Raw genomic sequence first — 19,946 nt, forward strand, 5'->3', positions numbered from 1 at the left:
ACGTCCTGGTGGCGACGGTTAGCATCTTCGATTTTCTCGCTCGCTGCCAGCCATTGTCAGATGGCTTTGCGGCGTTGGAGGCTGGGGATATCTGGCGCCTTGGGAGTGTCCTGTATGCGCGAGCGGGCGCATCCACGGCGCTGGTGCAAAAGGCATCCGTTTACGGCGAGGCATATCAGTTCGCCGGGCTCTGGGCGTTGCCAGGAGGGATGGTACGCGCCGAGACTGGCTATAACGGCAATCATCATGGTTGCTTCGACCTGATACGTCAGTCGCTCGTGTCGCGAGCAGCTCTGGAATGCGGGCTGCAACTGTCAGATATGATCGATTTGGGGACGACCGATCGGCTTGGTCCGATCGTCACTAGCTATACAGCCAAGGAGCGGCAGCGGTTCACGTTGATGACGGTTCAGAGGTGTCGCGTCGGCACTGCGGTGTGCTTGTCGTCGAAAGATCGGTCGATCGCCTCGGCAGAATGGCATGAGCCTCCGTTGGAGTGGGGACAATTAGCACCGGGCAATCGGCTGGCGCTCGCCCATCTCCTTTGGGCAGAACTTAGCGAGACCCAACGCGCTACGGCGAGACGAGCGGTAGAATTTGCATTGGAGCAGTGCGCAGACTGGGCAGAGACGGCTGGGGTCGTCGCACCGCCGTCGCCATGGGCGGACGGTACGGCGATCGCCCGTTGGCGAACGGCGTGGCCTTATTCCTTCAACGAGCCTGATCTGCCATGTGATTAAGGCGGCGTTTTGGATGGAAATCATCTTGGCGTTAGGTCGCCGTAATGGAAGGCATTTCTCCTGCCAAAGGCTCGGCGGTCGTGCCTCACGGGGGTAGTGTAGGTGAGGAGTAATCATCGAACATTTCCGGACAGGTTAGGTTGCGATATCCAACCAACGGAAACCCCGATGCCGACGGACCTGCCTGAACTTTCTTTCTTCGCCGACAAACCTTTTAACCCTCGATTCATGTTGTCGGAGATTGATCGGCTCACTTCCTGATTTTGCAGGCGATGGGTATTTCAGGGAGCGACCCCGTCCCGGAATACCACCTGTTCCGGGGCATTCGCGAATGGCAGCTCTTGGCTGAACCCGCCGTCCAATGAGGCCGCTGCGGATGGCAGATTTGTCCCACAGGCCGACATTGTAGCGATGCGCGAACGACCAACGCGATTGATTTTGGGGATTGCGAGAACCGCCACATGGCGACGCACGACGTCGGGGCGATCATTCATCCCCCGTGCCGCCAAAGCGCGGCGTGTAGATTTCGCCCGGGGTTCGCCATGTAAGGAGCGCCTCGACAGGATCTTGCCCTCTCAATAGGGCACGGCCGCTTTCTAGCCGTTGCCTTGCAGCCTGAGCATCGCTTTCAAGGAGGCCAGCAAGCTGCGTTTCCACGGCATCGAAGAAGCGTCGAATGCTCATCGCTCTGGTCCAGTGCTCGATGACCTTGTCAAGCTGCGCGGCGCTGTCGACCTTGGATTGTTCGATCCGCTTCTTGTCCTCAGCTCGATCGCGGGCTTCCAGCTCGGTCAGCCACTTCTTGTGAGCGATCTCGGCGCGGAGCCGAGCCGCTTCGATACGGGTCACCAGTTCGGGGGCCATGTCTTCGACAGCGCGAACGAGGCCGGGTATCTTGGATGCCAAGCTGGCTGAACCGGCTTCCTGCCAATGGTTGGTCCAGAAGACGTTGTGGTAGGGCGAGTAGGCGATGAGCCGCAGGCGGCTTGACGGCATGTCTTTCGTGGTGGTGAAACTGTAGCAGTTCTCCCCTCGCCTGGGCGGGACATGGTCGCGCTCAGGAATATACCCGCCATCGATGTATCGCACGGCGACATTCTCGGACATCTCGACGATCGCGAGACCGATGGCCACCGACCCGATATAGACGACCGTCGGACGCTGGGGAGACCAAAGGCGTCTTGCGCTCCAGCGCTCCTTGGGCTGGCCGACAGCTTCGCGCTCATCAGCCGATATGCCCCAGAGCTCCTCGTCTGGCGGTGCCATGACCACCCGGTGCCCTTTGGATTCGAAGGCATTGAAGAGGTCATTGGCAAAGGCGAGCGCCTTTTCGAGGCCCGATGCCGAGGCATTCACGTCAACGAGCAGGCGCTTGTGCGGTTTGAGATGGGAATGCTTGTCGACTGGTCGGCCGCTTTCGAAATGGTGCCGTGCCCCGCTGATCATGCGGTGGATGGTCCCTGCCGCGATCCGCACGCGCCGCTTTGCTGTTGGCGCAGCCGGCGTACGGGGCCGGGGCGCCGCAGCTTCAGCCGTTGGCCGTTGCGTATGGCGAGACCAGGTAAGCTGATCACCGGGCTGCGCTTCCGGCAAGCACGGAGGCGGCGGAGCCTTGCCGACCGCAAGCTTGGCCCAATAGCCCTGCGGCGGCCTCGGCACATTGAGCATGGCACAGACGCGAGCGAGATAGCTGCCGGATACGCCGAAGCGCTTGGCGGCATGCATCATCGGCTCGGACCAGATGATGTCATAGAGTTCGTCGCGGCCGCAGCCATCACGAGCGGTCATCGGGGCCATGCTCCTTGCAGATCACAGGCAAGATAACATGGCCGGGATGACGTCTCGGTGGCGTCGGATCGTCATCGGGCAGGATTCCAGCAAGGACGCTTCGGCCCCGCCCCCGCCGCCTCCTGCCGAAGAGAGCGCAGGCCCTAAAGGGACAGCGGCTATAGGACCGACCCTGCGCCTAGTCGCGCAGGAGTGCGCGGACGATCTCGGGAGCGAGCCGCTGGCGACGCTGGTGATAGCGACGCCAGCCGATGCGCAGCGCGGCGACGTCGCCGCGCTCGGCCGCCGCCGCGAGCCGCGCGAGTTCCTGGTCGGTGTCGGCGATAAGGTTGCCCTCGACGAGGCGGACCGCATGCAGGCGGGCATTGATGTCACGCATGGCCCGCAGATGCTCTTCGTTGCCCGACGCGCGGGCGAGCCGCTCGGCCAGCGCTGCCGTCGCGTTGGCGATATCGTCAGCATGCTCCTGTTCGCGCGCGCCGACGGCAAGCGTCCGGGCCGCCGATCGCAGGATGACCCCGATGACCTCCTCGTTCCAGCGATAGAGGTCGGCGAGCGCGGGCGCGTCGATCATCGGGACATGGAAGCCGCCGCCGGGACGCGCATCGACCAGCCCTGCGCCGCACAGCTGGTTCAACGCCTCGCGTACCGGCGTCGCGCTGGTGGCAAGGCCATCCGCCAGCACGGCCGGGTCGAGCCGCGCGCCGGGTCGCAGGCCGCGCGTCAGGATCATTCGCCGGACCGCGTCATGGACCCGCTCGGTCGTGGCTCCAGCGTTCATCCGCCCGGCCGTTGCCCGGCGACGAAGGCCGCGACCATCTCGGCCTGGTCGGGCCGGAGCGCGTCGACCGCGCCGATTACCGCGTCGACGTCGTCGCCGAGCAGGATCGAGGGGCATTGGCCCTCGTAATTGCCGAGATTGGGGCGGTGCTGGCGATAGCCGACCAGCGCGGCCAGTTCCGGCGTGAAGCTCCGCGCCACCGCCGGCGGATAGGCGAGCCACTGGTTTTCATAGGGCTTCAGCCATCCCAGCGCATAGCCGACCACCACGCCCCGCCGGATGGCGTCGCTCCGGTTCGGCCCCGCGCCGTGCAGCGTCGAGCCGAGGAAGAGCAACGCCGAGCCGGGCGCCATCGTGGCCGCGCAGGGTGCCGTCTCGGGGTCGTGCGTCGCGGCATGCCGGCCATGGCTGCGCGGCCAGACCAGCGTCGCGCCGTTGTCGGCTTCGAACTGTGTCAGCGGCCAGATCACGTTGACGAGATACTCGGTCGCGCCGGGCTCGACCCGCCACATGTCCTGGTCGCGATGCGGGACCTGCTGCGGCGCGCCGGGATTCACGGCTATCGCCTGTGCGACATTGAGCTGGAGCGTGTCGCACCATGGCGCGAGCAGCCCTTGCACCACGTCGAGCACCAGCGGGTGCATGACCATCGCCTCGGCATGCCGGGACCGGGCCAGCAGGCGGCCGAACCGCTTGGTCGTCTCCCCGTAGAAGCCGCCGCGCCCGAACGGCGTCGCCGCGAAAGCGGGCGCAAGATCGTCGTCCAGATGCGCAAGCGTCTCGCCCGGCAGCAGGTCGGGGATGATGCAATAGCCGTCTCGCAGCAGTTGCGCGCGCCAGGCCTCGGCATCCTTGTCGGGCCAGGCCGCCATCGCAAGCCCGCTCATGCCGCAACCGCCACGGGCACTTCCGCCCCGACGATCCCGGTCGCGGCAAGCTTCGCGCGCGTGTCCGGCTCGATCGCGATCTCGAGCGCCATGACCTCTTCGTCCCCGATCGCCTGCACGGGCCCGAGCGGGCGGCAACGCCACCCGAAGGCGAGGATCTGCCGGGACCAGCCGAGCCCGGCGATGGCGGTGTAGCGCGCGATGCCATGGGCCACGGCATGGTCGACCAGCGCCGCTACCAGCGCGTCGCGCGCCGTGCGGCGGGCGCGGGCATCGAGCGACCGGTCAAGGCAGAAGCGCGTGATCTCGAAGATCGCCGGCCCCGTCGGCGGCGCATCGGCGCACAAGCCGGGAAAGAGCGTACCGAGCAGATGCGGGCGAATCGTCGGCAGCAGCCGTGCCGAGGCACGATGCGCACCCGCCGCATCGGTTACGATGAGGTAGCGGGCTTCGCCGTCGTCGAACTCATCGAGCTCGAACCGGCCGTCGACCACTGGCACGTCCCATCCGAGCAGGTCGACGAACACGGCCTTGCGCGCCGCGAACATGCGCCGGAGGATCGGATGCTCCAGCGGTCGCGGAACGCTGCAAATCAACTGTATCATGGCGGCTCCCCTTGCTGTGCCGTCGCCATGATCACGGGCCGGGTCGGCGCCCGCCTATCCCGGAAAAGGGGGATGGCCGGGGCGAAGCACGTCGCGGAAGCTGATCGTCCCGTCGAACAACGTCCGGATCACCAGCAATGTCCGCTTGTTCACTTCATATCGCTCGCAGGCCTGCCGGACATGGCAGGTGATCGTCTCCTCGCTCACCCCGAGGATTCGGCTGGTCTCCCAATCGGTCTTGCCCCGCGCGATCCACAGTACGCAGTCGCGCTGCCGATCGGTCAGGCTGGGCGCAGGCTCGACGCGCGCGCCGCGCGCCATCCACAGCCGCCGCGCCGCCTCGAACGCGAACGCGCCGGCCAGCTGGGCGAGCGGCAACGCCTCGGGCGTAATGGTCTGGCCCGCGCCGAGCGCGAACGAACAGGAACCATGCGCCTCGCCGGGGACGTTCGCCGGCACGGTGAAGCCATCGCCGAGCCCCTGCTCGCGGCCCAATGCGAGCGTCCGGCGATCGGCGGCGGTCAGCGGGATCATCGCCGGGATGCGCGACCAGCAGAAGCCGACGCTGGTTACATGACTGGCGCGGTGGACCGGGTCCGAAACGCCGAGCCGGTTCGCCTCATAATAGTCGACCCATTCCGGCGGGTAATCATGCAGGAGGATCGCCTCGCCCCGTGCCGCGCGCAGGTCGACATGGTGCGTCAGCGCGAAATGGTCGAAGCCGAGATGGCGAGTGATCCGCCTCATCGCGCCAGTCAGGTCGTCGACGTCGCGCGCGGCGTCCACCAGGTCCATCAGCTCGAACGCCATCGCACGCATCTGCATCGCGCGGCACCCCGGCCCAGGGCGGCGTTTCAAGCCACCGGCGATCCCCCGGCCGTCCTTTTCTTCCCCCTCGCGCGCCTCTCCGGCTTCTCACCCCGGCCGCGCGGCTGCTGCCCGAGCCTGGGAGGCTATCACAGCCATAACCTTGGCGAAACGAAATACCCGTCCGGAACGGCGTTGACTCGCAACCAAGCGGATATCCCCGCTTGGCAACGGCGTGACTGAATGGCCGTATCCGATCGACTGGCGCGATCCCGCGCCCTACCGGCAGCTTGCCCGCACCGATCGCGCCGGCCTGATGTGGGAATGGCTTCGCCGCGATCCTGCCTATGTCGCATGGTACACCCGCGCCAGCACCGCGACCCGTGGTGCGGTGACGCCCTCCGCCGCGCTCCAGCGCTGGGGGGTGCACTTTCGCCGAGGACCCGGGGATCGGCGCGCCCGCCGCACGGATCCTGTGGCACGAGGCGCTCGATCCCGGCACGCTGTCCGTCACCGTCATGCCGGCCTCCGGTCCGGATCCCGACGCCGTCAACCTCAACCGGCTGGCGCCGTGGCTGACCGTCGTCGAGGGCCGGGACGCGCGCGAGCATGCCGTCCTGTCCGATGGCTGGCGCCGCATCCGCGTCGATGTCGAGGCCGGCACCCTCAGGGCCGGCGGCACCGTTATCCTGGCGTACCGGTTGCACGGGCTATGCTCCACCGAGTCCCGGCTGCTGCCGCTCAGGCGGCTCGTTACCCTGTGCCGCGCCGGCTGCTTTGCCGCGACGCTCTTTCCCCCGGATCGGCGCATGCCGCGCTGGATCGAGTTCCTGCGGGTCGCCGATGCCCGGACGAGCGGCGCCAGCTACCAGGACATCGCCGCCGTCCTGTTCGGCGAGGTGCGCACCCGTCGCGACTGGCATGCGCCCGGACGGTCGCTGCACTCGCAGGTCCGCCGCCTCGTGGCCGGTGCGAGCGCCATGGCAGCCGGGGGCTATCGCGACCTGCTGCGCCGGCGTGGCGCAGGCCAGCGGTCGAACGGATGCGGCATCCGCAGGCCGGAAGACTGAGCCTGCCGGGCGGCTTGGTTCCCATTTCCGCCTGCGCGGGCTAGATTGGCACGTGATGCGAAGCGACCTCGAACACCTGCCGGACAAGAAGCGCCGCGATCTCGATCGGATCGTCGCAGTGCTGTTTGCCGAGTTCGAGCAGGCGACGTCGCTGTCGACCCAGAAATGGCGGCGACAGGGCCGCATCCTCAAGGTCATCCTGTACGGCTCCTATGCGCGCGGCGACTGGGTCGACGATCCGATCGGCGGCTACCAGTCGGACTATGACATCCTCGTCGTCGTCAGCGACGAGCGGCTGACCGAGCCGGGCGAGTTTTGGTCCAAGGCCGACGACCAGTTCGTCCGCGAGGTGACGATCTCGAAGCGCATCTCGGCACCGGTCACCTTCATCGTCCACAGCCTTGCCGATGTGAACAACCAGCTGACGCAAGGCCGGCCCTTCTTCATCGACGCGATCGACCAGGGCATCGCGCTCTACGAGGTCGAGGACTATCCGTTCGTCACGCCCCAGCCGCTCGAGCCCAAGGCCGCGCTGGCGGAGGCGCGGAAACATTTCGACCAGTGGTTTCCCGGCGCTAGCGGGCTACTGGATACCGCGAAATACGCCGCGTCACAGGGGCGGCTCAACGAGGCGGCCTTCCATTTCCATCAGGCGACCGAACGCTTTTATCACTGCCTGTTGCTGACCCTGACGCTGTACAGCCCGAAGTCGCACAAGCTGAACTTCCTGCGCAGCCAGGCCGAGCCGCTGGTCCACGAACTCATCGCCGTCTGGCCGCGCGATACGCGCTTTGCCCAGCGCTGCTTCGAGCTGCTCCGCCAGGCCTATGTCAACGCGCGCTATTCGCCCCACTACAAGGTGACGCCCGCCGAGCTCGAATGGCTGGCCGAGCGCGTCGAGCTGCTCCAGCAGCTGGTCAAGCACGCCTGCGAAGCACGGCTCGCCTCGGGCTGATCGCCTGATCTCCAGGTAAAGCAGGCAGTTGGCGCCCCGGGCGCTGGCGCACCCGGTCGTGCTCTTGCGGCACGCCGCCGAGCCGCGGCTGCGTCTCGGCCATTCGGCGTCGATCACTGGCGCAAGGGTGCGGTCGCCGCTGGCGCGGCGGCGTCGTGGGTCGGGGCCTCCCCGGTCAGCGGGAGTGGCCGGCGCGCCCGCCTAGGCCCGGCACGGCCGGCGGCAACCCGCAATCCTTGCGGGTGCTCCAGTGCCTTTCGCCCTGCGGTGCCGCCGCCCGCTCGAACCGGGCCTTCCGGTCGCTCGTCGCCGCCCACCCCCCGCTGTCCGGGGAGCCATGCTGGGCGGGGAAGGAGATCGGGACATGCACAGGAACACCCATGAACGTCGTGTCTCGGGAGAGCGCCGGGACACGCACCGGGATCGCGCGTCGCTTTACGACAAGGTGACGGGACGGATCATCGCCGACCTGGAGGCGGGGCATGTGCCCTGGGTCCAGCCATGGGGAACCGACGGATCGGGTATCGGTACCGGCCTGCCGCGCAATGCGCTGACCGGCCGGCCCTATTCGGGGATCAACATCCTGATCCTGTGGGGCGAGGTCATCGCCAGGAGCCATCCGTCGCAGGGCTGGCTGACCTTCCGGCAGGCGCTGGCGGCGGGCGGCCATGTCCGCAAGGGCGAGGTTGGAACGACCGTCGTCTATGCCGACCGCTTCGTGCCCGAGGCGGAGAAGGAACGTACGCTCGCCGAGGGCGGCGACGCCCGCGCAGTTCCCTTCCTCAAGCGCTTCACCGTCTTCAACGCCGCGCAATGCGAGGGGCTGCCCACCAATCTCGCCGCCGATCCGTCGCCCTTGCCCGAGCGCGAGATCGTGCCGGTTGCCGAGGAGGTCATCGCGGCCTCCGGCGTCGCGTTCCGGGTCGGTGGCGACAAGGCCTATTATGCGCCGTCGCAGGATATCGTCGTCGTGCCGCCGCAGCCGGCCTTCTTCGACCAGGTCAATTACTACCGGACCTGCCTCCACGAACTGACCCATGCGACGGGCCATCGCGCGCGGCTGGGTCGTGACCTGTCCAGCGCCTTCGGGACGCCCGGCTATGCCCGCGAGGAACTGGTCGCCGAGATGGGCTCGGCCTTTCTCTGCGCCGCACTCGGCATCGTGCCGACCGTCCGCCACGCCGACTATATCGCCGCGTGGCTCGCCGTTTTGCGCGAGGACAATCGCGCGATCTTCCGTGCGGCCGGGGCCGCGTCGCGCGCCGCCGACTGGTTGCTTGCCCGGCATGTCGAGGCGCAAGCCCGGGGGGTGGCGGCATGACCCTCCTGCCCCCCGACCTGCGCTTCGTCCTGCGTACCAACGACCTCGCCCGCCGCGCCGCCACGCGTACCGGCCAGGCCGAGCCGGACCCCATGCCGGTGGTGAAGCTGTTCAACCCGCTGGGCGCCGGAACCTGGCTGGCGACCGAGCTCTGGGAAGACGGCGACACGCTGTTCGGCCTCGCCGATCTCGGCTTTGGCTGTCCCGAGCTCGGTGCTTTCTCGCTGCGCGAACTCGCCTCGCTTCGCTTGCCCTATGGGCTTCAAATCGAGCGCGACATCGGCTTCGAAGGTCTCGTCCCGCTCTCGGTCTGGGCGGCGACCGCACGGAGCGCCGGGTCGATCATCTGGGCAGAGGCACTGCTGCGGCGGCCCCAGCCTGCCGGGCCGGGCGGCGGATGACCCGGGCGAAGGGGAGTCGGTCGCCGTCGCACCGGCTCCCCCGATACGGCGCTGGCCAACGGGATAGTCTCGCGACGCGCTGGCGCGACCAAAGCGGCAGGGCCTGACAAAATATCGCGCGCCGCCGCCCCGCTGCGGGGGCGACGGCGCGCTGTCGAAAAGGAAACAATCGCCTGTGGTCGCGATGCCCTCCATTGACGAAGAGACCGCTTATCGACGCCGACGAGGTAGTGCTGCCTCGCGAGCATCGATGTCTGCGGCGAGTATCACCGGCGTCATCGCCACGACGATCACCTCGACCCGCTCGGCATACATGGCGACGGCAGGCGGTGGCACGGGGCTAACGGACCATGCGACCCGGCGCTGACGTACCTGAACCGCATTCCTCCGCCCGTCGGGATGTCACCACTCAGGAGGATCACGGCTCACGCAGGTCGATCAGGCCAATTGGGCGGTCGCTCTCCTCACGGCCTATGGTCTGTCATTCCCAGCCGTCGAACCGCTGCCGGACAGGGGGTGGCTTTGCTTGGTAATCGGTCTATCGGCGGCAGGATCCAGGCCCGGGATCGCGCCGATGGAACGGTGGCCGACTGGCGAATCCGACATCGATCATGGCAGCCGTCCCGACCCGTCCGGTGTCCAAGTCTCCCAAGCAAGAGCCGCCCTCCCACGGCCTCGCCGACGGCGGGTCTGGCAGGTCCGCTCCTGTTCCCGCGCAACGGCTGCGCCGTCCTCCACGTCCGTTTCGGCCTTTCGGTGCGCGTCGTCGCGCGCCTGCCGGTCGACCGCCTGTCGAGGCCGCAAGAGGGCGGCTCTCGCGAGCAAGGAGACAGTGACATGGCACAGATTGGCAGCTTCGTCCGTGACGACAACGGTATCTTCGCGGGCACCATCCGCACCCTGACGCTCAACACCAAGGCAACGATCCGCCCCTGCGAACGCGACAACGACCGCGCCCCCGACCACCGTATCTACGCCGGTGCGATAGAGATCGGCGCGGCCTGGACCAAGGCCGCGCGCGAGAGCGGCACCGAGTATCTCAGCCTCAAGATCGACGATCCCTCGCTGCCCGCACCCATCTACGCACAGCTGGTGCAGGGCGACGGCGCGGAGTGGAAACTCATCTGGTCCCGCTGACCGGCCGGGGGGGTGTCGAAGACCGCCGATGCGGTTTCCGACACTCCCGTCGCGAGGCCGGTTCCCGCAGTCCTGGGGTCCCAGGCGACCGATCCCGGGTCGCCGATTTGCTAAGGACACCGCAAGCATGGACCTCGACGACGAGATCGCCCGCGCGGACCGCGCCAAACGCGGCTCACCCTTCCTTAACACCGACCAGGCCGCCGCCTATCTCAAGCTGTCGGGCCGGCAGTTGAAGCGCCTGCGCCGCGCCGGCAAGGGGCCGGTCTATCGCCGCCACAGCCGCTTCGTCCAATATCATATCGACGACCTCGACGGCTGGAGCCGAGACCATGCCGGACGGGAGTTCGAACGATGAGCGCGCGTCGAACCGGCATCGGGGGCACGCCGCTGCTCGACTGGGGCGACACGCTGCGCGCCGCCAAGGCAACGCACCGTCGCCGGGTCCGGCGGATCGGGATCGGCGCGGCCGGGATCGCTGTCGTGCTGTCGACCGTCGCGCTGCCGCCCGCCCCCCGCCTCGTCTGGAACGCGAGCGCCAGCGCGCCGATCGGCCTCTATGCGGTCTCCCCCGGCACCGCGGCACGGCCCGGCGACATGGTGGTCGCGCGACTGCCCGAGCCCTATCGGCGGCTCGCTGCCACGCGCCGCTACGTGCCTTTGAACGTGCCGCTGGTGAAGCGGGTCGCCGCTATCGCTGGCGACGAAATCTGTGCGCTGGGGCGCCGCGTCTTCGTCAACGGGCGGCCGGTCGCCGAGCGACTGGACGTTGATCGCGCGGGGCGCCCGTTGCCGCATTGGTCGGGATGTCGGCGGCTGCGCGGGGACCAGCGCTTCCTCCTGATGGACGCGCCCGACTCGTTCGACGGACGCTACTTTGGGGTGACCGAGGGTGTCGACATTGTCGGCAAGGCGCGGCTGCTATGGGCACGGTGAGGCTCTGGATCGCTGCCGCGTGGGCCTTCCATGCCGGGCCGATGCAGGCGCAAACGGTCGCCTACTGGCGTACCTCCATCGTCGAGGCATCCAGCCGTTTCGGCGTGCCGACGGCGTGGATCGAGCGCGTCATGCAGGCCGAGAGCGGTGGGCGGACGATGCTCGACGGGCGTCCGATCCGCTCCTCGGCGGGTGCCATGGGCCTGATGCAGTTGATGCCCGGCACATGGGCCGACATGCGCGCCCGGCTCGGCCTCGGCGACAATCCCGACGACCCGCGCGACAACATCCTCGCCGGCACGCTCTACCTGCGCCTGATGTATGATCGGTTCGGCTATCCTGGCCTGTTCGCCGCCTACAATGCCGGCCCAAGGCGCTATGCCGACTATCTCGCGGGGCACGCTCGCCTGCCGGCCGAGACGGCGGCCTATCTCGCCAGGGTCGCGCCGCCGCCGTCCGGCCGGGCTACGGTGCCGATGCGTGCAGTCGCGTCGACATCGCTGTTCGCGGTGCGCAAGGATGTGCCGGTGGTCGATCCGGGCCGCGAAGAATCGGCTGTCGGATCGTCGATCTTCGTCGCGCTGTCGAAGGCGGATTGAGCGTGATGAGCCTCCCATATTGGCTCCGCGGCGCGCTATTCCGCCACCATCGTTGTAGCTGCTCAGCCAACCTCCAGACGCCGTTCCTGATGGTGAGGACGACCACGCGGAAGGTCGTCATGAACATGGTCGAGGGCGCAGGTGCGGCGTCGGACCGCGAGACGTACGCATCGCGTGCTTGGGTGGAATGGCTGTTCGGACACGGTGCCAGGGAGACATTGGCGCACCGGTTTCTGGCGGCCGGGGAAGCGGCATCCCTCTGGAATACGTGCGGCAAGGAACGCCGGGTCGGGCGCACGATACCATGCTCGAGACGCACTTATCGCGAGCTTTCTTGCTGGGATAGGCGGCGGGGGCTCGGCATTAGTTCTGCCCCATTTTCGAGCCTGGGGGATGCGGAGAAAGAGAGGAAGGGGAAACAAGATAAAGGCAGTGTCTCGCGACACTGCGTAAGTGACTGCCTGCACATCCTTTTTTCGAGAGACAGCAGGCTACAACTGAGAGACTGCCGCAAAAGAAATGGCGGAAATTTGCCGTTTCCAGCCCGAAATCGCGAGATTCTAGGGCATTTCGATGCCTGACGATGATTTCAAGCCGAAGCTGGGCAGGAGTCGGAGCAAGGACGGCAAGCGCGCGACGACATACGGCGGGCGCATCCTCGCCGCGGCGCGGCTCGCCGGCACGAAGACCGGCGTGAAGGCGCGACGCTTTGATGGCAGCCGGATCGGGCGCGGCGCGAGCGTCGGCCGGCTGCTTTCCAGTCGCGATCGATTTACAGGCATGCGCGCGCGGCGGGCGGTGGTGAAGGCGAGCCTTATCCGGCTGCGCGGGAAAGGCGGCCAGGCCGCCCGTGCCCACATGCGCTACATCCAGCGCGACGGGGTCACGCGCGAGGGTCTGCCGGGGGAGCTCTATGGTCCCGAGACCGACCGCGCCGACGGCGACGATTTCCTCAGGCGCACGGCCGGCGACCGGCACCAGTTCCGCTTCATCGTGTCGGCCGAGGACGGCGCCGAATATCCGGACCTCAAGCCCTATGTCCGCCGCCTGATGACGCAGGTCGAGCAGGACCTCAGGACCAGGCTCGACTGGGTCGCGGTCGACCACTTCAACACCGAGCGCCCGCACACCCACATCGTGCTGCGCGGCGTCGATGATCGCGGCGACAATCTCATCATCGCCCGAGAATATATCTCGCACGGGCTTCGCGAGCGCGCGTCCGAGCTGGTCACGCTCGACCTCGGGCCACGCACCGCCCAGGAGATCGAGGCGCGGCTGCGCCGCGACGTCGACCAGGAGCGACTGACCGCGATCGATCGGCGCTTGCTCCGGCGGATGGATGCCGATCGCACCGTGTCGCCGGCCGATAATGATCCCTTCCAACAGTCGATCGCGGCGGGGCGGTTGCGCAAGCTCAAGGCGATGGACCTGGCCGAGGATCTGGGTGGCGGCCGATACCGGCTGGCCGAAGGGCTTGAGCACACGCTGCGCCGCATGGGCGAGCGCGGGGACATCGTCCGGCTCATGCAGCGCGAACTGACCGGGCGCCGGCTCGACCGCGCCGGGGTCGAGCAGGTGATCACCACGGAGCTACGCGAACCGCTCGTCGGACGCGTGATCCACCGTGGCTTTTCCGACGAGCATCGTGATCGCCATTACATGATGATCGATGGCATCGATGGTCGTGTCCATTATGTCGATATCGGGCGCGGCGACGCGACGCCATCGGTGCCCGAGGGCGCCACGGTGCGGATCGAGCCGACCAAGGCCGCGGCGAGCCAGGCGGATCGTACGGTCGATGCCATCGCCCGTGCCAATGGCGGTCGGTACTCGGTCGACCTGCACCTGCGCCATGATCCTGGTGCGAGCGAGGCGTTCGCGGCCAGCCACGTCCGGCGGCTCGAAGCGATGCGACGCGCAGGCGCTGGTCCCGAGCGAGGGGCGGACGGCAGCTGGACCATTCCCAGCGATCATCTCGCCCGCGCGGAAGCGTTCGCGCAACGGCAGCAGCGCGATCGTCCGGTTACGCTGTCGATATTGTCGTCACGGCAAGTCGGCGACCTCTCCAGGGTCCAAGCGCCGACGTGGCTCGATAGCGAGCTAGCGACCGGCATCGGCGCCCCAGTGCGCGATGCGGGCTTCGGGCGAGAGGTGCGGATTGCGATGATCGCGCGGAGGCAGTGGCTGGTCGAACAGCAATTGGCGACGGGCGAAGGCCGGGAATTTCGGCTGCGCAATGGCGCGCTGGATGAGCTTGGCCGGCGTGAGATGCGGGGTGCCGGCAGCCGGCTTGCCCGGCAGTTCGGCAAGCCGTTCGAACCGGCGCAAAACGGGGACCGCATCGAGGGCGTGATCGCGCGTCGCGTTGATCTGGAAAGCGGAAGCTACGCCGTCGTCGAACGGTCGCGGGATTTTACGCTCGTACCATGGCGCGATGTGCTGGAGCCCAACATCGGCAAGACCGCGTCTGGCATCATGCGCACGGACGGCATCAGCTGGCAGTTCGGGCGCGGGCGATCAGGTCCGACGATCAGCTGATTTTGGATCTGCGCCCTGCAGGATGCGCGCACATGAAGGCCCGACCAGACCCCAGGCTGCCTCGACCACAGTCTCCAGCGAGACATCTTTCAGTCCGATCGATGCGGCATACCGGTTCCACTGCCGTTGACGGTCTGCGTCAGATGCGAATTCATGGGTCAGCCCGTCCGGACGCACCGCCGGGATCGCCGTCCTTCTTCGCGCAAATGTGGCGGCGACCGCCTTGTCTAGATCATCGGCCTTTACGTGCAGTGCCTGTGGGATGGCCCACAGGTCGTGATAATCCTTCATGCGTCCATTGATCACGCCGAGCGCCACCATGGCCTGGAACTTCTCGGCGATCACGACGGCAGGCGGATAGGCCCTGATGTTCGGCTTCTCCATTCCCAGAAGCGATGGATAGTCCATCGTCGCCGCCGCCGGCATGACCGCGTCACCGAAACCGATGTCGATGACTATGGGAATGCACGAGCGTTCGAGCAGCGCGGCGCATCGAATGCGGATGCCTCCGTACTCCATTTCCTCCCGGATCGGCTCGACCCGGATCGCGGCGGTGTCGAATATCAGCGCGTCATCGGCGTCGATCGCCATGAGCTCTTCGAAGATTTCGCGAAGTCGTGCGGTGTCAGCGTCGCCATGGCCCAGAAAGTCTGCATCGCGGGTCTCGCGGCTCGCGCTGCCCAGCCACTGCGTAACGAGCATCCCGCCTTTGAGAATGAACTCGTCGCGGTGCCGCGATATGGACAGTCGATACAGCAGGCGCTCAAGCGCATATCTGACGAGAACTACCTCGTGGACACGACCTTCGCGGCGCGCGAGATCGAGCAGTCGCTGCTTGACCGACGCAGCCGATACGCGCCTTTCGTCAGCCATTTGACGTGAGCGCCTCCAGATAGGGGCGCATCCTCTTCCACGCGCCGCCTGACATCGCCGCCTTGGCGATCTCCGACGGCGTGGCCTTTCGCAGGCGAAGTGCTTCCCGCAGCCCCTCGATCGCGACGGATCGATCGACCAGCTTTCCTCGGAAGACATCGGCGAGTGTCTTCGCAACCGAGAAGATGGGCACCTCTATCCCCGAAATGCGGTGCAGCTCAATGCCGTCGTGCATGTACTTTTCGCTCAGTTCAACGATCCGGATCGGCGGATAGCTGGTGACTGGTGCCCAGTCCTTGGCGCTGATCGCGATCCAGATCTGTCGCGGCATCTGATCGGTCAGACCGTGGAAGGCGAGTGCGGATGTCATCGCCACCACGCCGCGCGGTACCAGCTTTGACGCCTCGGCAAGCGATTGTTCGGCATCGACCTCGCCATCGGCACGCTGGTACAGCCCGCGCGCAATCCGGACGATTTCGCCATCGGCTACCGCTCGCGATATGGTCGGAGGATGGATGCCTGCGCTGCGCAGCTCGAATGCGCGCACGATCGGCTGCCTCGCTAGAAGGTCCATCAGGAACTGGCGCTGGGTCGAAGCTGTCATGTGTTACATATCCTGGGTGAAAGCATAGTATACACCCAGGATATGTAACAAGCTTGTTTGTTATATATCCTGGGTGAAAAACGCGACGACTCCTAGGATATGTATCAACGGAGGGGTCTGCCGGCGCAGGACAGAGGCGAAATCCGGACGGCAGCTAAACCATTCTCGGTGATCACCTAGCCCGCATGGCAGCGTACGCAGAGGCAGCAACGCGATCACCCCGTCACCTTGTCGATCCTGTCGGCGCACCAGCTTAGCGAGATAGCAACGATCGAGGCGCCGAGCTGCTAGACCGCGAACCAGCGGTGGGCCACGCCGAGCCGACGCGCGACGCCCGCCTCAAACGTGAGGTCAGGATGGCATTAGCGGCACGGCGGGACGAGCAGCAACTGGCCGATGGCGAGCCCCCGGCGTTCCGCTGGCAGAGCGGTTCAATCATTTACAAGCAGTGATCAATCCAATCGGTGATCCGGGCGAAGGTATCGTCGGATAGATCGAGAAAAGCGCGGCGCTGATCTGCCGGGTCCGGTGTGCGGTTGATCTCGCCGTTCTCGACCATGTCCGCGATATGGCGTAGAGCCGTCGTCGGCGGGATGTTCCCGGCGATGCACAGCGACGATACTGAAACCCGCCGTCCTCGAAGCCGAGCAACATATAGGTCGAGGAGCATGTCCCAGTCCGGCTCGACGAACAGGTCGGGTCGCAGATATTGGCGACGTTTGGCTCTGGCCGAGATGAGCGCTTCGACCGTGCGAATCCGCTTGGCGGACCAAGGGGTTATCTCGACGTAATCTTTTACGAGTTGGTTGAGTTCATCGATGCGTTGCGCAATCGCTGTTGCCGCACGCAGACGATCAGGATCAAGATCACGACGTAGGCCCAAAGCTGTTCCGCGACCGCGTAGGCCATTGGAACCGTTTGAGGTTTCAGGAACCGCGCAACGTGGGTCATGACCGCAATCGTCTGGAGAGCAGTGATCCATAGAGGCCAAAACCTCGTGCTCCTTGCCATGATGGCGATGAACGCGATTAGCGTCGCGACATCGACGACGAAGATGCCGATTTCCCCCCGGTACCAAGCTGGTCCGTCATTTGCGGCCCACCATGTAGCGACGCTGCTGATCACCGCCGTGACGATGCACAGGCGTTCATCCGTCTCACCGTAGGCGAGAATATAGATCGATGCGGCGATCAGCAGCAGCAGGAAGAAGGTCGGGACGAGCCCCAGCAGGGTGTCGAGCATGTTCCGCGAATATGCTCCTTCCCCAAGATGGTCTACGCCGTGACGGCGATCTTCGGCTCAGCCTTGGCTTCAGCGGGCGGGCAACCGGGCAAGCTACCGAAGCTGGTTTCCCGCAGACCGGCCTTCACGCGGGTGATTGCCAGTTCGCGCCGCGTATTGATCACGTTGTTCCGGACTTCACCCAGCGCCGTCACGGTCGCGAGCGTGCTCATGATCGCCGAATGGGTCATCTGCGGCCCAACACGGGCTTCCAGCGTGCTTTCGGCAAGGGTTGCGAGGAACCGGCCACCGCGTGCGATGGCGATGTCCACCGCGGATTCGAACGGATCAAGATCGGTGATGATGCTGCGGGCGGCTTCTTGGACGATGTTCGGCATGATTTCTCCGGGCGCAATTGCGCGGCGAATCGACCAGCCGTGCAGGCCGGTCAGAATAATTCGGAAAGGCCGCTCAAGGCAGCGATCGAACCGCCAAATACGAGTGCGATGATCGCGGACAGCACGAGCGAATATACGAGTTTGCCTGCAAACGTCAGGTCATTGCGCGGTCTCCCTTGGGTAGGGAACGGCAGAGGAAAGCCCGCCGTCCGGTCCAAGGTCGATGCGTCGTCCGGCTGTGTTTCGACCACTATCGCCGGGTCATATATGGTCGGATCATATATGCCGCCCTCATGCTCGAAGAGCAGGCGTGCGGCTTCAACGCTACGACTAACGCCAAGGTGTTGGCGAGCCGCCGTTAGACGCTGATGAACGGTAACCGGGCTCCGCCCGATATGCCGCGCGATGTCCTTTACCTCCCAACGGGCATGAAAGAGGCGCAAGCACTCCTTCTGGCCATCGGTCAGTAGATCGAATCTATTGTCCCCCATAACGGACGATTTTAGCGCCAGAATGGATCAGGACAAACATGGTTAACGTCGCGGCTGAACAAACGCGCATAAGGTTCGGTTTGATCGTCGAGGGCAACCGTGCTCCACTACCGTCCTCAAAAGATGGAAGGAGCGATTCACTATGAAACGGCTTTCTTTCGCGCTGGCAACGACCGCCCTCATGCTGGGTGCTGCAATGCCGGTTCAGGCTGCCCCGTGCCGCGACGCCAAGGGTAAGTTTATCAAATGCCCGCCCAAAGCGCCCGCCAAGACGGTGCGATGCAAGGATGCAAAGGGCAAATTTGCGAAATGTGGAACGGCGGGGGCTAAGCCGGTTTGACACTCATAACGACGATCACCGCGACGATCTTGCAGGTGATGTCTGTCGGCACGGTCTTTGCTTTAATCGTGTTTGAAGCGTCTATGCTGGTTCAACGCTGGCGAAAATTATGGGTAGGGCCGCGCCAAGGCGCGGCCCTGTCGTTTTAGTTGCTGCTACGCCACGCCTTCACGGCGGCAATGCTCACGTCCTTGGGATAGCACATGGGCGCATATCCGCCGCCCCGGCTCCAAGCGCTACGCCCGCCACAGGACGAGCCGTTCCGCGCCGTATTGTAAGGACAGGCGCACGATCCCGGATACGACGCGATCGATTCCTTGATGATCCGCTGCTTGATCTGTGCATCGGACAGGCTGCTACGACCAATCGCCGGGGCCGCAATCGCGGCGATGACGAGCGCGGCGATACCAAGACGTTTGCCCAACATCAGCGCTGTCCCTGCGCCGGCTGCACGGGCGCCTTGGGCTGTGTCGGGGCATAGGGGTCAACCGTTCCCTCTCGGCCCGTGTAGGGATTGACGTTGCCCCTCGTGCTCCAATTATCGAGCTTGCTGCTATTCGGGTTCGTCGCACGGTGTGGCGCGACATACGTCCCATCCCGGCGCGTATAGCCGCGAACTGCGTGTGAGCGCTGGGCCAAAGCGGGAACGGCGACGAGTGCGATCATCGCGACCGTCATCATCTTCATCATTTTCATGGCATCCCCCGTTGGACTGATCATGTTGATCAGGCAGGAGAAATTTACCGTTTGGCAGTCCTTGGGCAGAGTTTAGTTGCGTCCATGATGGATGCGTTAGTTTCACATCATCGGTCGAAGAGATGCTTTGATGCATAGACACAACCAAATTGGAGATAATCTCATTTCGTGGTGGGATTAGTCCATGGACAAGGAACTGCGGCGCCATCCGTCCGGCGGCCATTGCAGTAGCGATCTTGCTAAACCAAAGTTAGGATGATCGCGTCGCCAGGATGATGCCCCTGATATGCATGTCGCTGATAGGCCGTAATTTCTTGGGGTAAACTTCACCATTTATGGCTGAATGACAGCTCAGCCTTCCCCTCAAATAGTGGCCCCTCCACCATCTACCCAGCTCCTGAATCTTGGTTGTCAATCCAGGTCGTGACCGGCGACTGGGATGGAGACGATTGAATGTCTGAAGTTAGAAATCGGAGAAGGGCCTTCCCACGTTTATATTTGGGTGAGTCTCCAGCGATCTGCTTACGTTTACTGGCGAGAGTAATATCTTGTCGAATGGCCACCGTTATGTACGGTTTGCGCCCAATCTATCCTTGATATCTACAAGTCATAAATCTTCAATCTAGAGCTTTTTTGCATATTCTGCGCCCGCCTACGTATAAGTCGAAACGCTGCCCTTCTTGAATACCTCTGAAACGAATGTACAATCCAAGCGCGAGCGGTCCGTGAAGGGTTCGGCGCCGATTCGACAAATTTTC

23 protein-coding genes are annotated in these 19,946 nt (G+C 65.2%); 10 read left to right on the forward strand and 13 right to left on the reverse strand.

The features are described from left to right. Positions 1 to 8 precede the first annotated feature (8 nt). Complete coding sequence (locus tag OXQ33_RS01960) at positions 9 to 740, forward strand: hypothetical protein (RefSeq protein ID WP_267432961.1); 732 nt, start codon at positions 9 to 11, stop codon at positions 738 to 740. 486 nt (positions 741 to 1,226) lie between these two features. Here OXQ33_RS01960 and OXQ33_RS01965 read toward each other — a convergent pair whose 3' ends face one another. The 5 genes from OXQ33_RS01965 to OXQ33_RS01985 form a co-directional block, all read right to left on the reverse strand. Further along, positions 1,227 to 2,528: a hypothetical protein gene (locus OXQ33_RS01965; RefSeq protein WP_267432962.1), complete on the reverse strand. Its 1,302-nt coding sequence runs from the start codon at positions 2,526 to 2,528 to the stop codon at positions 1,227 to 1,229. Between the two features lie 178 nt (positions 2,529 to 2,706). Then, positions 2,707 to 3,309 (reverse strand): GntR family transcriptional regulator, encoded by a 603-nt coding sequence (locus OXQ33_RS01970; RefSeq protein WP_267432964.1) that lies wholly within the window; start codon positions 3,307 to 3,309, stop codon positions 2,707 to 2,709. Further along, on the reverse strand, positions 3,306 to 4,196 hold the full coding sequence (locus OXQ33_RS01975; protein WP_267432965.1) for a phytanoyl-CoA dioxygenase family protein: 891 nt from the start codon (positions 4,194 to 4,196) through the stop codon (positions 3,306 to 3,308). The genes OXQ33_RS01970 and OXQ33_RS01975 overlap by 4 nt, the downstream gene beginning before the upstream one ends. Next, the gene (locus tag OXQ33_RS01980) at positions 4,193 to 4,801 is read right to left on the reverse strand and encodes an acyl-homoserine-lactone synthase (protein WP_267432966.1); all 609 of its coding nucleotides are present in this window, start codon (positions 4,799 to 4,801) and stop codon (positions 4,193 to 4,195) included. Before OXQ33_RS01980 ends, OXQ33_RS01975 begins: the two co-directional genes overlap by 4 nt. Positions 4,802 to 4,855: 54 nt before the next feature. Then, on the reverse strand, positions 4,856 to 5,659 hold the full coding sequence (locus OXQ33_RS01985; protein ID WP_267432967.1) for a LuxR family transcriptional regulator: 804 nt from the start codon (positions 5,657 to 5,659) through the stop codon (positions 4,856 to 4,858). Between the two features lie 467 nt (positions 5,660 to 6,126). Between OXQ33_RS01985 and OXQ33_RS01990 the strand changes: the two genes are divergently transcribed. From OXQ33_RS01990 to rlxS, 9 genes are all read left to right on the forward strand, one after another. Beyond that, entirely contained in the window at positions 6,127 to 6,678 is a 552-nt protein-coding gene (locus OXQ33_RS01990; RefSeq protein WP_267432968.1) for a DUF2285 domain-containing protein, read from the forward strand. Positions 6,679 to 6,733: 55 nt separating this feature from the next. Next, positions 6,734 to 7,633 (forward strand): HEPN domain-containing protein, encoded by a 900-nt coding sequence (locus OXQ33_RS01995; protein WP_267432969.1) that lies wholly within the window; start codon positions 6,734 to 6,736, stop codon positions 7,631 to 7,633. A 364-nt stretch (positions 7,634 to 7,997) separates the two neighbouring features. After that, a complete protein-coding gene (locus OXQ33_RS02000) occupies positions 7,998 to 8,954 on the forward strand; it encodes a zincin-like metallopeptidase domain-containing protein (RefSeq protein WP_267432970.1) in 957 nt (318 codons plus the stop codon). Then, positions 8,951 to 9,355 (forward strand): DUF2958 domain-containing protein, encoded by a 405-nt coding sequence (locus OXQ33_RS02005; RefSeq protein ID WP_267432971.1) that lies wholly within the window; start codon positions 8,951 to 8,953, stop codon positions 9,353 to 9,355. The genes OXQ33_RS02000 and OXQ33_RS02005 overlap by 4 nt, the downstream gene beginning before the upstream one ends. A gap of 837 nt (positions 9,356 to 10,192) precedes the next feature. Continuing rightward, complete coding sequence (locus OXQ33_RS02010; protein ID WP_267432972.1) at positions 10,193 to 10,492, forward strand: DUF736 domain-containing protein; 300 nt, start codon at positions 10,193 to 10,195, stop codon at positions 10,490 to 10,492. A 127-nt stretch (positions 10,493 to 10,619) separates the two neighbouring features. Beyond that, entirely contained in the window at positions 10,620 to 10,850 is a 231-nt protein-coding gene (locus tag OXQ33_RS02015) for a helix-turn-helix domain-containing protein (protein ID WP_267432973.1), read from the forward strand. Further along, positions 10,847 to 11,428 carry a S26 family signal peptidase gene (locus OXQ33_RS02020; RefSeq protein WP_267432974.1) on the forward strand — a complete coding sequence of 194 codons (582 nt, stop codon included), beginning with the start codon at positions 10,847 to 10,849 and terminating at the stop codon, positions 11,426 to 11,428. Before OXQ33_RS02015 ends, OXQ33_RS02020 begins: the two co-directional genes overlap by 4 nt. 41 nt (positions 11,429 to 11,469) lie before the next feature. Then, positions 11,470 to 12,027: a lytic transglycosylase domain-containing protein gene (locus OXQ33_RS02025; RefSeq protein WP_267433057.1), complete on the forward strand. Its 558-nt coding sequence runs from the start codon at positions 11,470 to 11,472 to the stop codon at positions 12,025 to 12,027. Between the two features lie 573 nt (positions 12,028 to 12,600). Further along, on the forward strand, positions 12,601 to 14,565 hold the full coding sequence (rlxS, locus tag OXQ33_RS02030; protein ID WP_267432975.1) for a relaxase/mobilization nuclease RlxS: 1,965 nt from the start codon (positions 12,601 to 12,603) through the stop codon (positions 14,563 to 14,565). Here rlxS and OXQ33_RS02035 read toward each other — a convergent pair. The 8 genes from OXQ33_RS02035 to OXQ33_RS02070 form a co-directional block, all read right to left on the reverse strand. After that, positions 14,545 to 15,438: a nucleotidyl transferase AbiEii/AbiGii toxin family protein gene (locus OXQ33_RS02035; RefSeq protein ID WP_267432977.1), complete on the reverse strand. Its 894-nt coding sequence runs from the start codon at positions 15,436 to 15,438 to the stop codon at positions 14,545 to 14,547. The genes rlxS and OXQ33_RS02035 overlap by 21 nt on opposite strands. After that, positions 15,431 to 16,042: a type IV toxin-antitoxin system AbiEi family antitoxin domain-containing protein gene (locus OXQ33_RS02040; protein WP_267432978.1), complete on the reverse strand. Its 612-nt coding sequence runs from the start codon at positions 16,040 to 16,042 to the stop codon at positions 15,431 to 15,433. Before OXQ33_RS02040 ends, OXQ33_RS02035 begins: the two co-directional genes overlap by 8 nt. A gap of 439 nt (positions 16,043 to 16,481) precedes the next feature. Continuing rightward, positions 16,482 to 16,925: a hypothetical protein gene (locus OXQ33_RS02045; RefSeq protein WP_267432979.1), complete on the reverse strand. Its 444-nt coding sequence runs from the start codon at positions 16,923 to 16,925 to the stop codon at positions 16,482 to 16,484. Further along, positions 16,838 to 17,284 (reverse strand): hypothetical protein, encoded by a 447-nt coding sequence (locus OXQ33_RS02050; RefSeq protein ID WP_267432980.1) that lies wholly within the window; start codon positions 17,282 to 17,284, stop codon positions 16,838 to 16,840. The genes OXQ33_RS02045 and OXQ33_RS02050 overlap by 88 nt, the downstream gene beginning before the upstream one ends. Before the next feature lie 32 nt (positions 17,285 to 17,316). Next, the gene (locus OXQ33_RS02055; RefSeq protein WP_267432982.1) at positions 17,317 to 17,661 is read right to left on the reverse strand and encodes a hypothetical protein; all 345 of its coding nucleotides are present in this window, start codon (positions 17,659 to 17,661) and stop codon (positions 17,317 to 17,319) included. 50 nt (positions 17,662 to 17,711) lie between these two features. Beyond that, a complete protein-coding gene (locus OXQ33_RS02060; protein WP_267432983.1) occupies positions 17,712 to 18,152 on the reverse strand; it encodes a hypothetical protein in 441 nt (146 codons plus the stop codon). A 485-nt stretch (positions 18,153 to 18,637) separates the two neighbouring features. Further along, positions 18,638 to 18,919: a hypothetical protein gene (locus OXQ33_RS02065; RefSeq protein WP_267432984.1), complete on the reverse strand. Its 282-nt coding sequence runs from the start codon at positions 18,917 to 18,919 to the stop codon at positions 18,638 to 18,640. After that, positions 18,919 to 19,188 (reverse strand): hypothetical protein, encoded by a 270-nt coding sequence (locus tag OXQ33_RS02070; RefSeq protein WP_267432985.1) that lies wholly within the window; start codon positions 19,186 to 19,188, stop codon positions 18,919 to 18,921. The genes OXQ33_RS02065 and OXQ33_RS02070 overlap by 1 nt, the downstream gene beginning before the upstream one ends. Between the last annotated feature and the right edge of the window lie 758 nt (positions 19,189 to 19,946).

This window comes from Sphingomonas sp. GM_Shp_1 (assembly GCF_026540895.1).
Classification (GTDB): domain Bacteria; phylum Pseudomonadota; class Alphaproteobacteria; order Sphingomonadales; family Sphingomonadaceae; genus Sphingomonas.

Excerpts from the sequence above, each read along its gene's own strand:
- OXQ33_RS01965 (WP_267432962.1), bottom strand. The coding sequence starts at position 2,528 with ATGACCGCTCGTGATGGCTGCGGCCGCGACGAACTCTATGACATCATC.
- OXQ33_RS01970 (WP_267432964.1), bottom strand. The coding sequence starts at position 3,309 with ATGAACGCTGGAGCCACGACCGAGCGGGTCCATGACGCGGTCCGGCGA.
- OXQ33_RS01975 (WP_267432965.1), bottom strand. The coding sequence starts at position 4,196 with ATGAGCGGGCTTGCGATGGCGGCCTGGCCCGACAAGGATGCCGAGGCC.
- OXQ33_RS01980 (WP_267432966.1), bottom strand. The coding sequence starts at position 4,801 with ATGATACAGTTGATTTGCAGCGTTCCGCGACCGCTGGAGCATCCGATC.
- OXQ33_RS01990 (WP_267432968.1), top strand. The coding sequence starts at position 6,127 with ATGCCGGCCTCCGGTCCGGATCCCGACGCCGTCAACCTCAACCGGCTG.
- OXQ33_RS01995 (WP_267432969.1), top strand. The coding sequence starts at position 6,734 with ATGCGAAGCGACCTCGAACACCTGCCGGACAAGAAGCGCCGCGATCTC.
- OXQ33_RS02000 (WP_267432970.1), top strand. The coding sequence starts at position 7,998 with ATGCACAGGAACACCCATGAACGTCGTGTCTCGGGAGAGCGCCGGGAC.
- OXQ33_RS02005 (WP_267432971.1), top strand. The coding sequence starts at position 8,951 with ATGACCCTCCTGCCCCCCGACCTGCGCTTCGTCCTGCGTACCAACGAC.
- OXQ33_RS02010 (WP_267432972.1), top strand. The coding sequence starts at position 10,193 with ATGGCACAGATTGGCAGCTTCGTCCGTGACGACAACGGTATCTTCGCG.
- OXQ33_RS02015 (WP_267432973.1), top strand. The coding sequence starts at position 10,620 with ATGGACCTCGACGACGAGATCGCCCGCGCGGACCGCGCCAAACGCGGC.
- OXQ33_RS02020 (WP_267432974.1), top strand. The coding sequence starts at position 10,847 with ATGAGCGCGCGTCGAACCGGCATCGGGGGCACGCCGCTGCTCGACTGG.
- OXQ33_RS02025 (WP_267433057.1), top strand. The coding sequence starts at position 11,470 with ATGCAGGCGCAAACGGTCGCCTACTGGCGTACCTCCATCGTCGAGGCA.
- rlxS (WP_267432975.1), top strand. The coding sequence starts at position 12,601 with ATGCCTGACGATGATTTCAAGCCGAAGCTGGGCAGGAGTCGGAGCAAG.
- OXQ33_RS02035 (WP_267432977.1), bottom strand. The coding sequence starts at position 15,438 with ATGGCTGACGAAAGGCGCGTATCGGCTGCGTCGGTCAAGCAGCGACTG.
- OXQ33_RS02040 (WP_267432978.1), bottom strand. The coding sequence starts at position 16,042 with ATGACAGCTTCGACCCAGCGCCAGTTCCTGATGGACCTTCTAGCGAGG.
- OXQ33_RS02050 (WP_267432980.1), bottom strand. The coding sequence starts at position 17,284 with ATGCTCGACACCCTGCTGGGGCTCGTCCCGACCTTCTTCCTGCTGCTG.
- OXQ33_RS02055 (WP_267432982.1), bottom strand. The coding sequence starts at position 17,661 with ATGCCGAACATCGTCCAAGAAGCCGCCCGCAGCATCATCACCGATCTT.
- OXQ33_RS02060 (WP_267432983.1), bottom strand. The coding sequence starts at position 18,152 with ATGGGGGACAATAGATTCGATCTACTGACCGATGGCCAGAAGGAGTGC.
- OXQ33_RS02065 (WP_267432984.1), bottom strand. The coding sequence starts at position 18,919 with ATGTTGGGCAAACGTCTTGGTATCGCCGCGCTCGTCATCGCCGCGATT.
- OXQ33_RS02070 (WP_267432985.1), bottom strand. The coding sequence starts at position 19,188 with ATGAAAATGATGAAGATGATGACGGTCGCGATGATCGCACTCGTCGCC.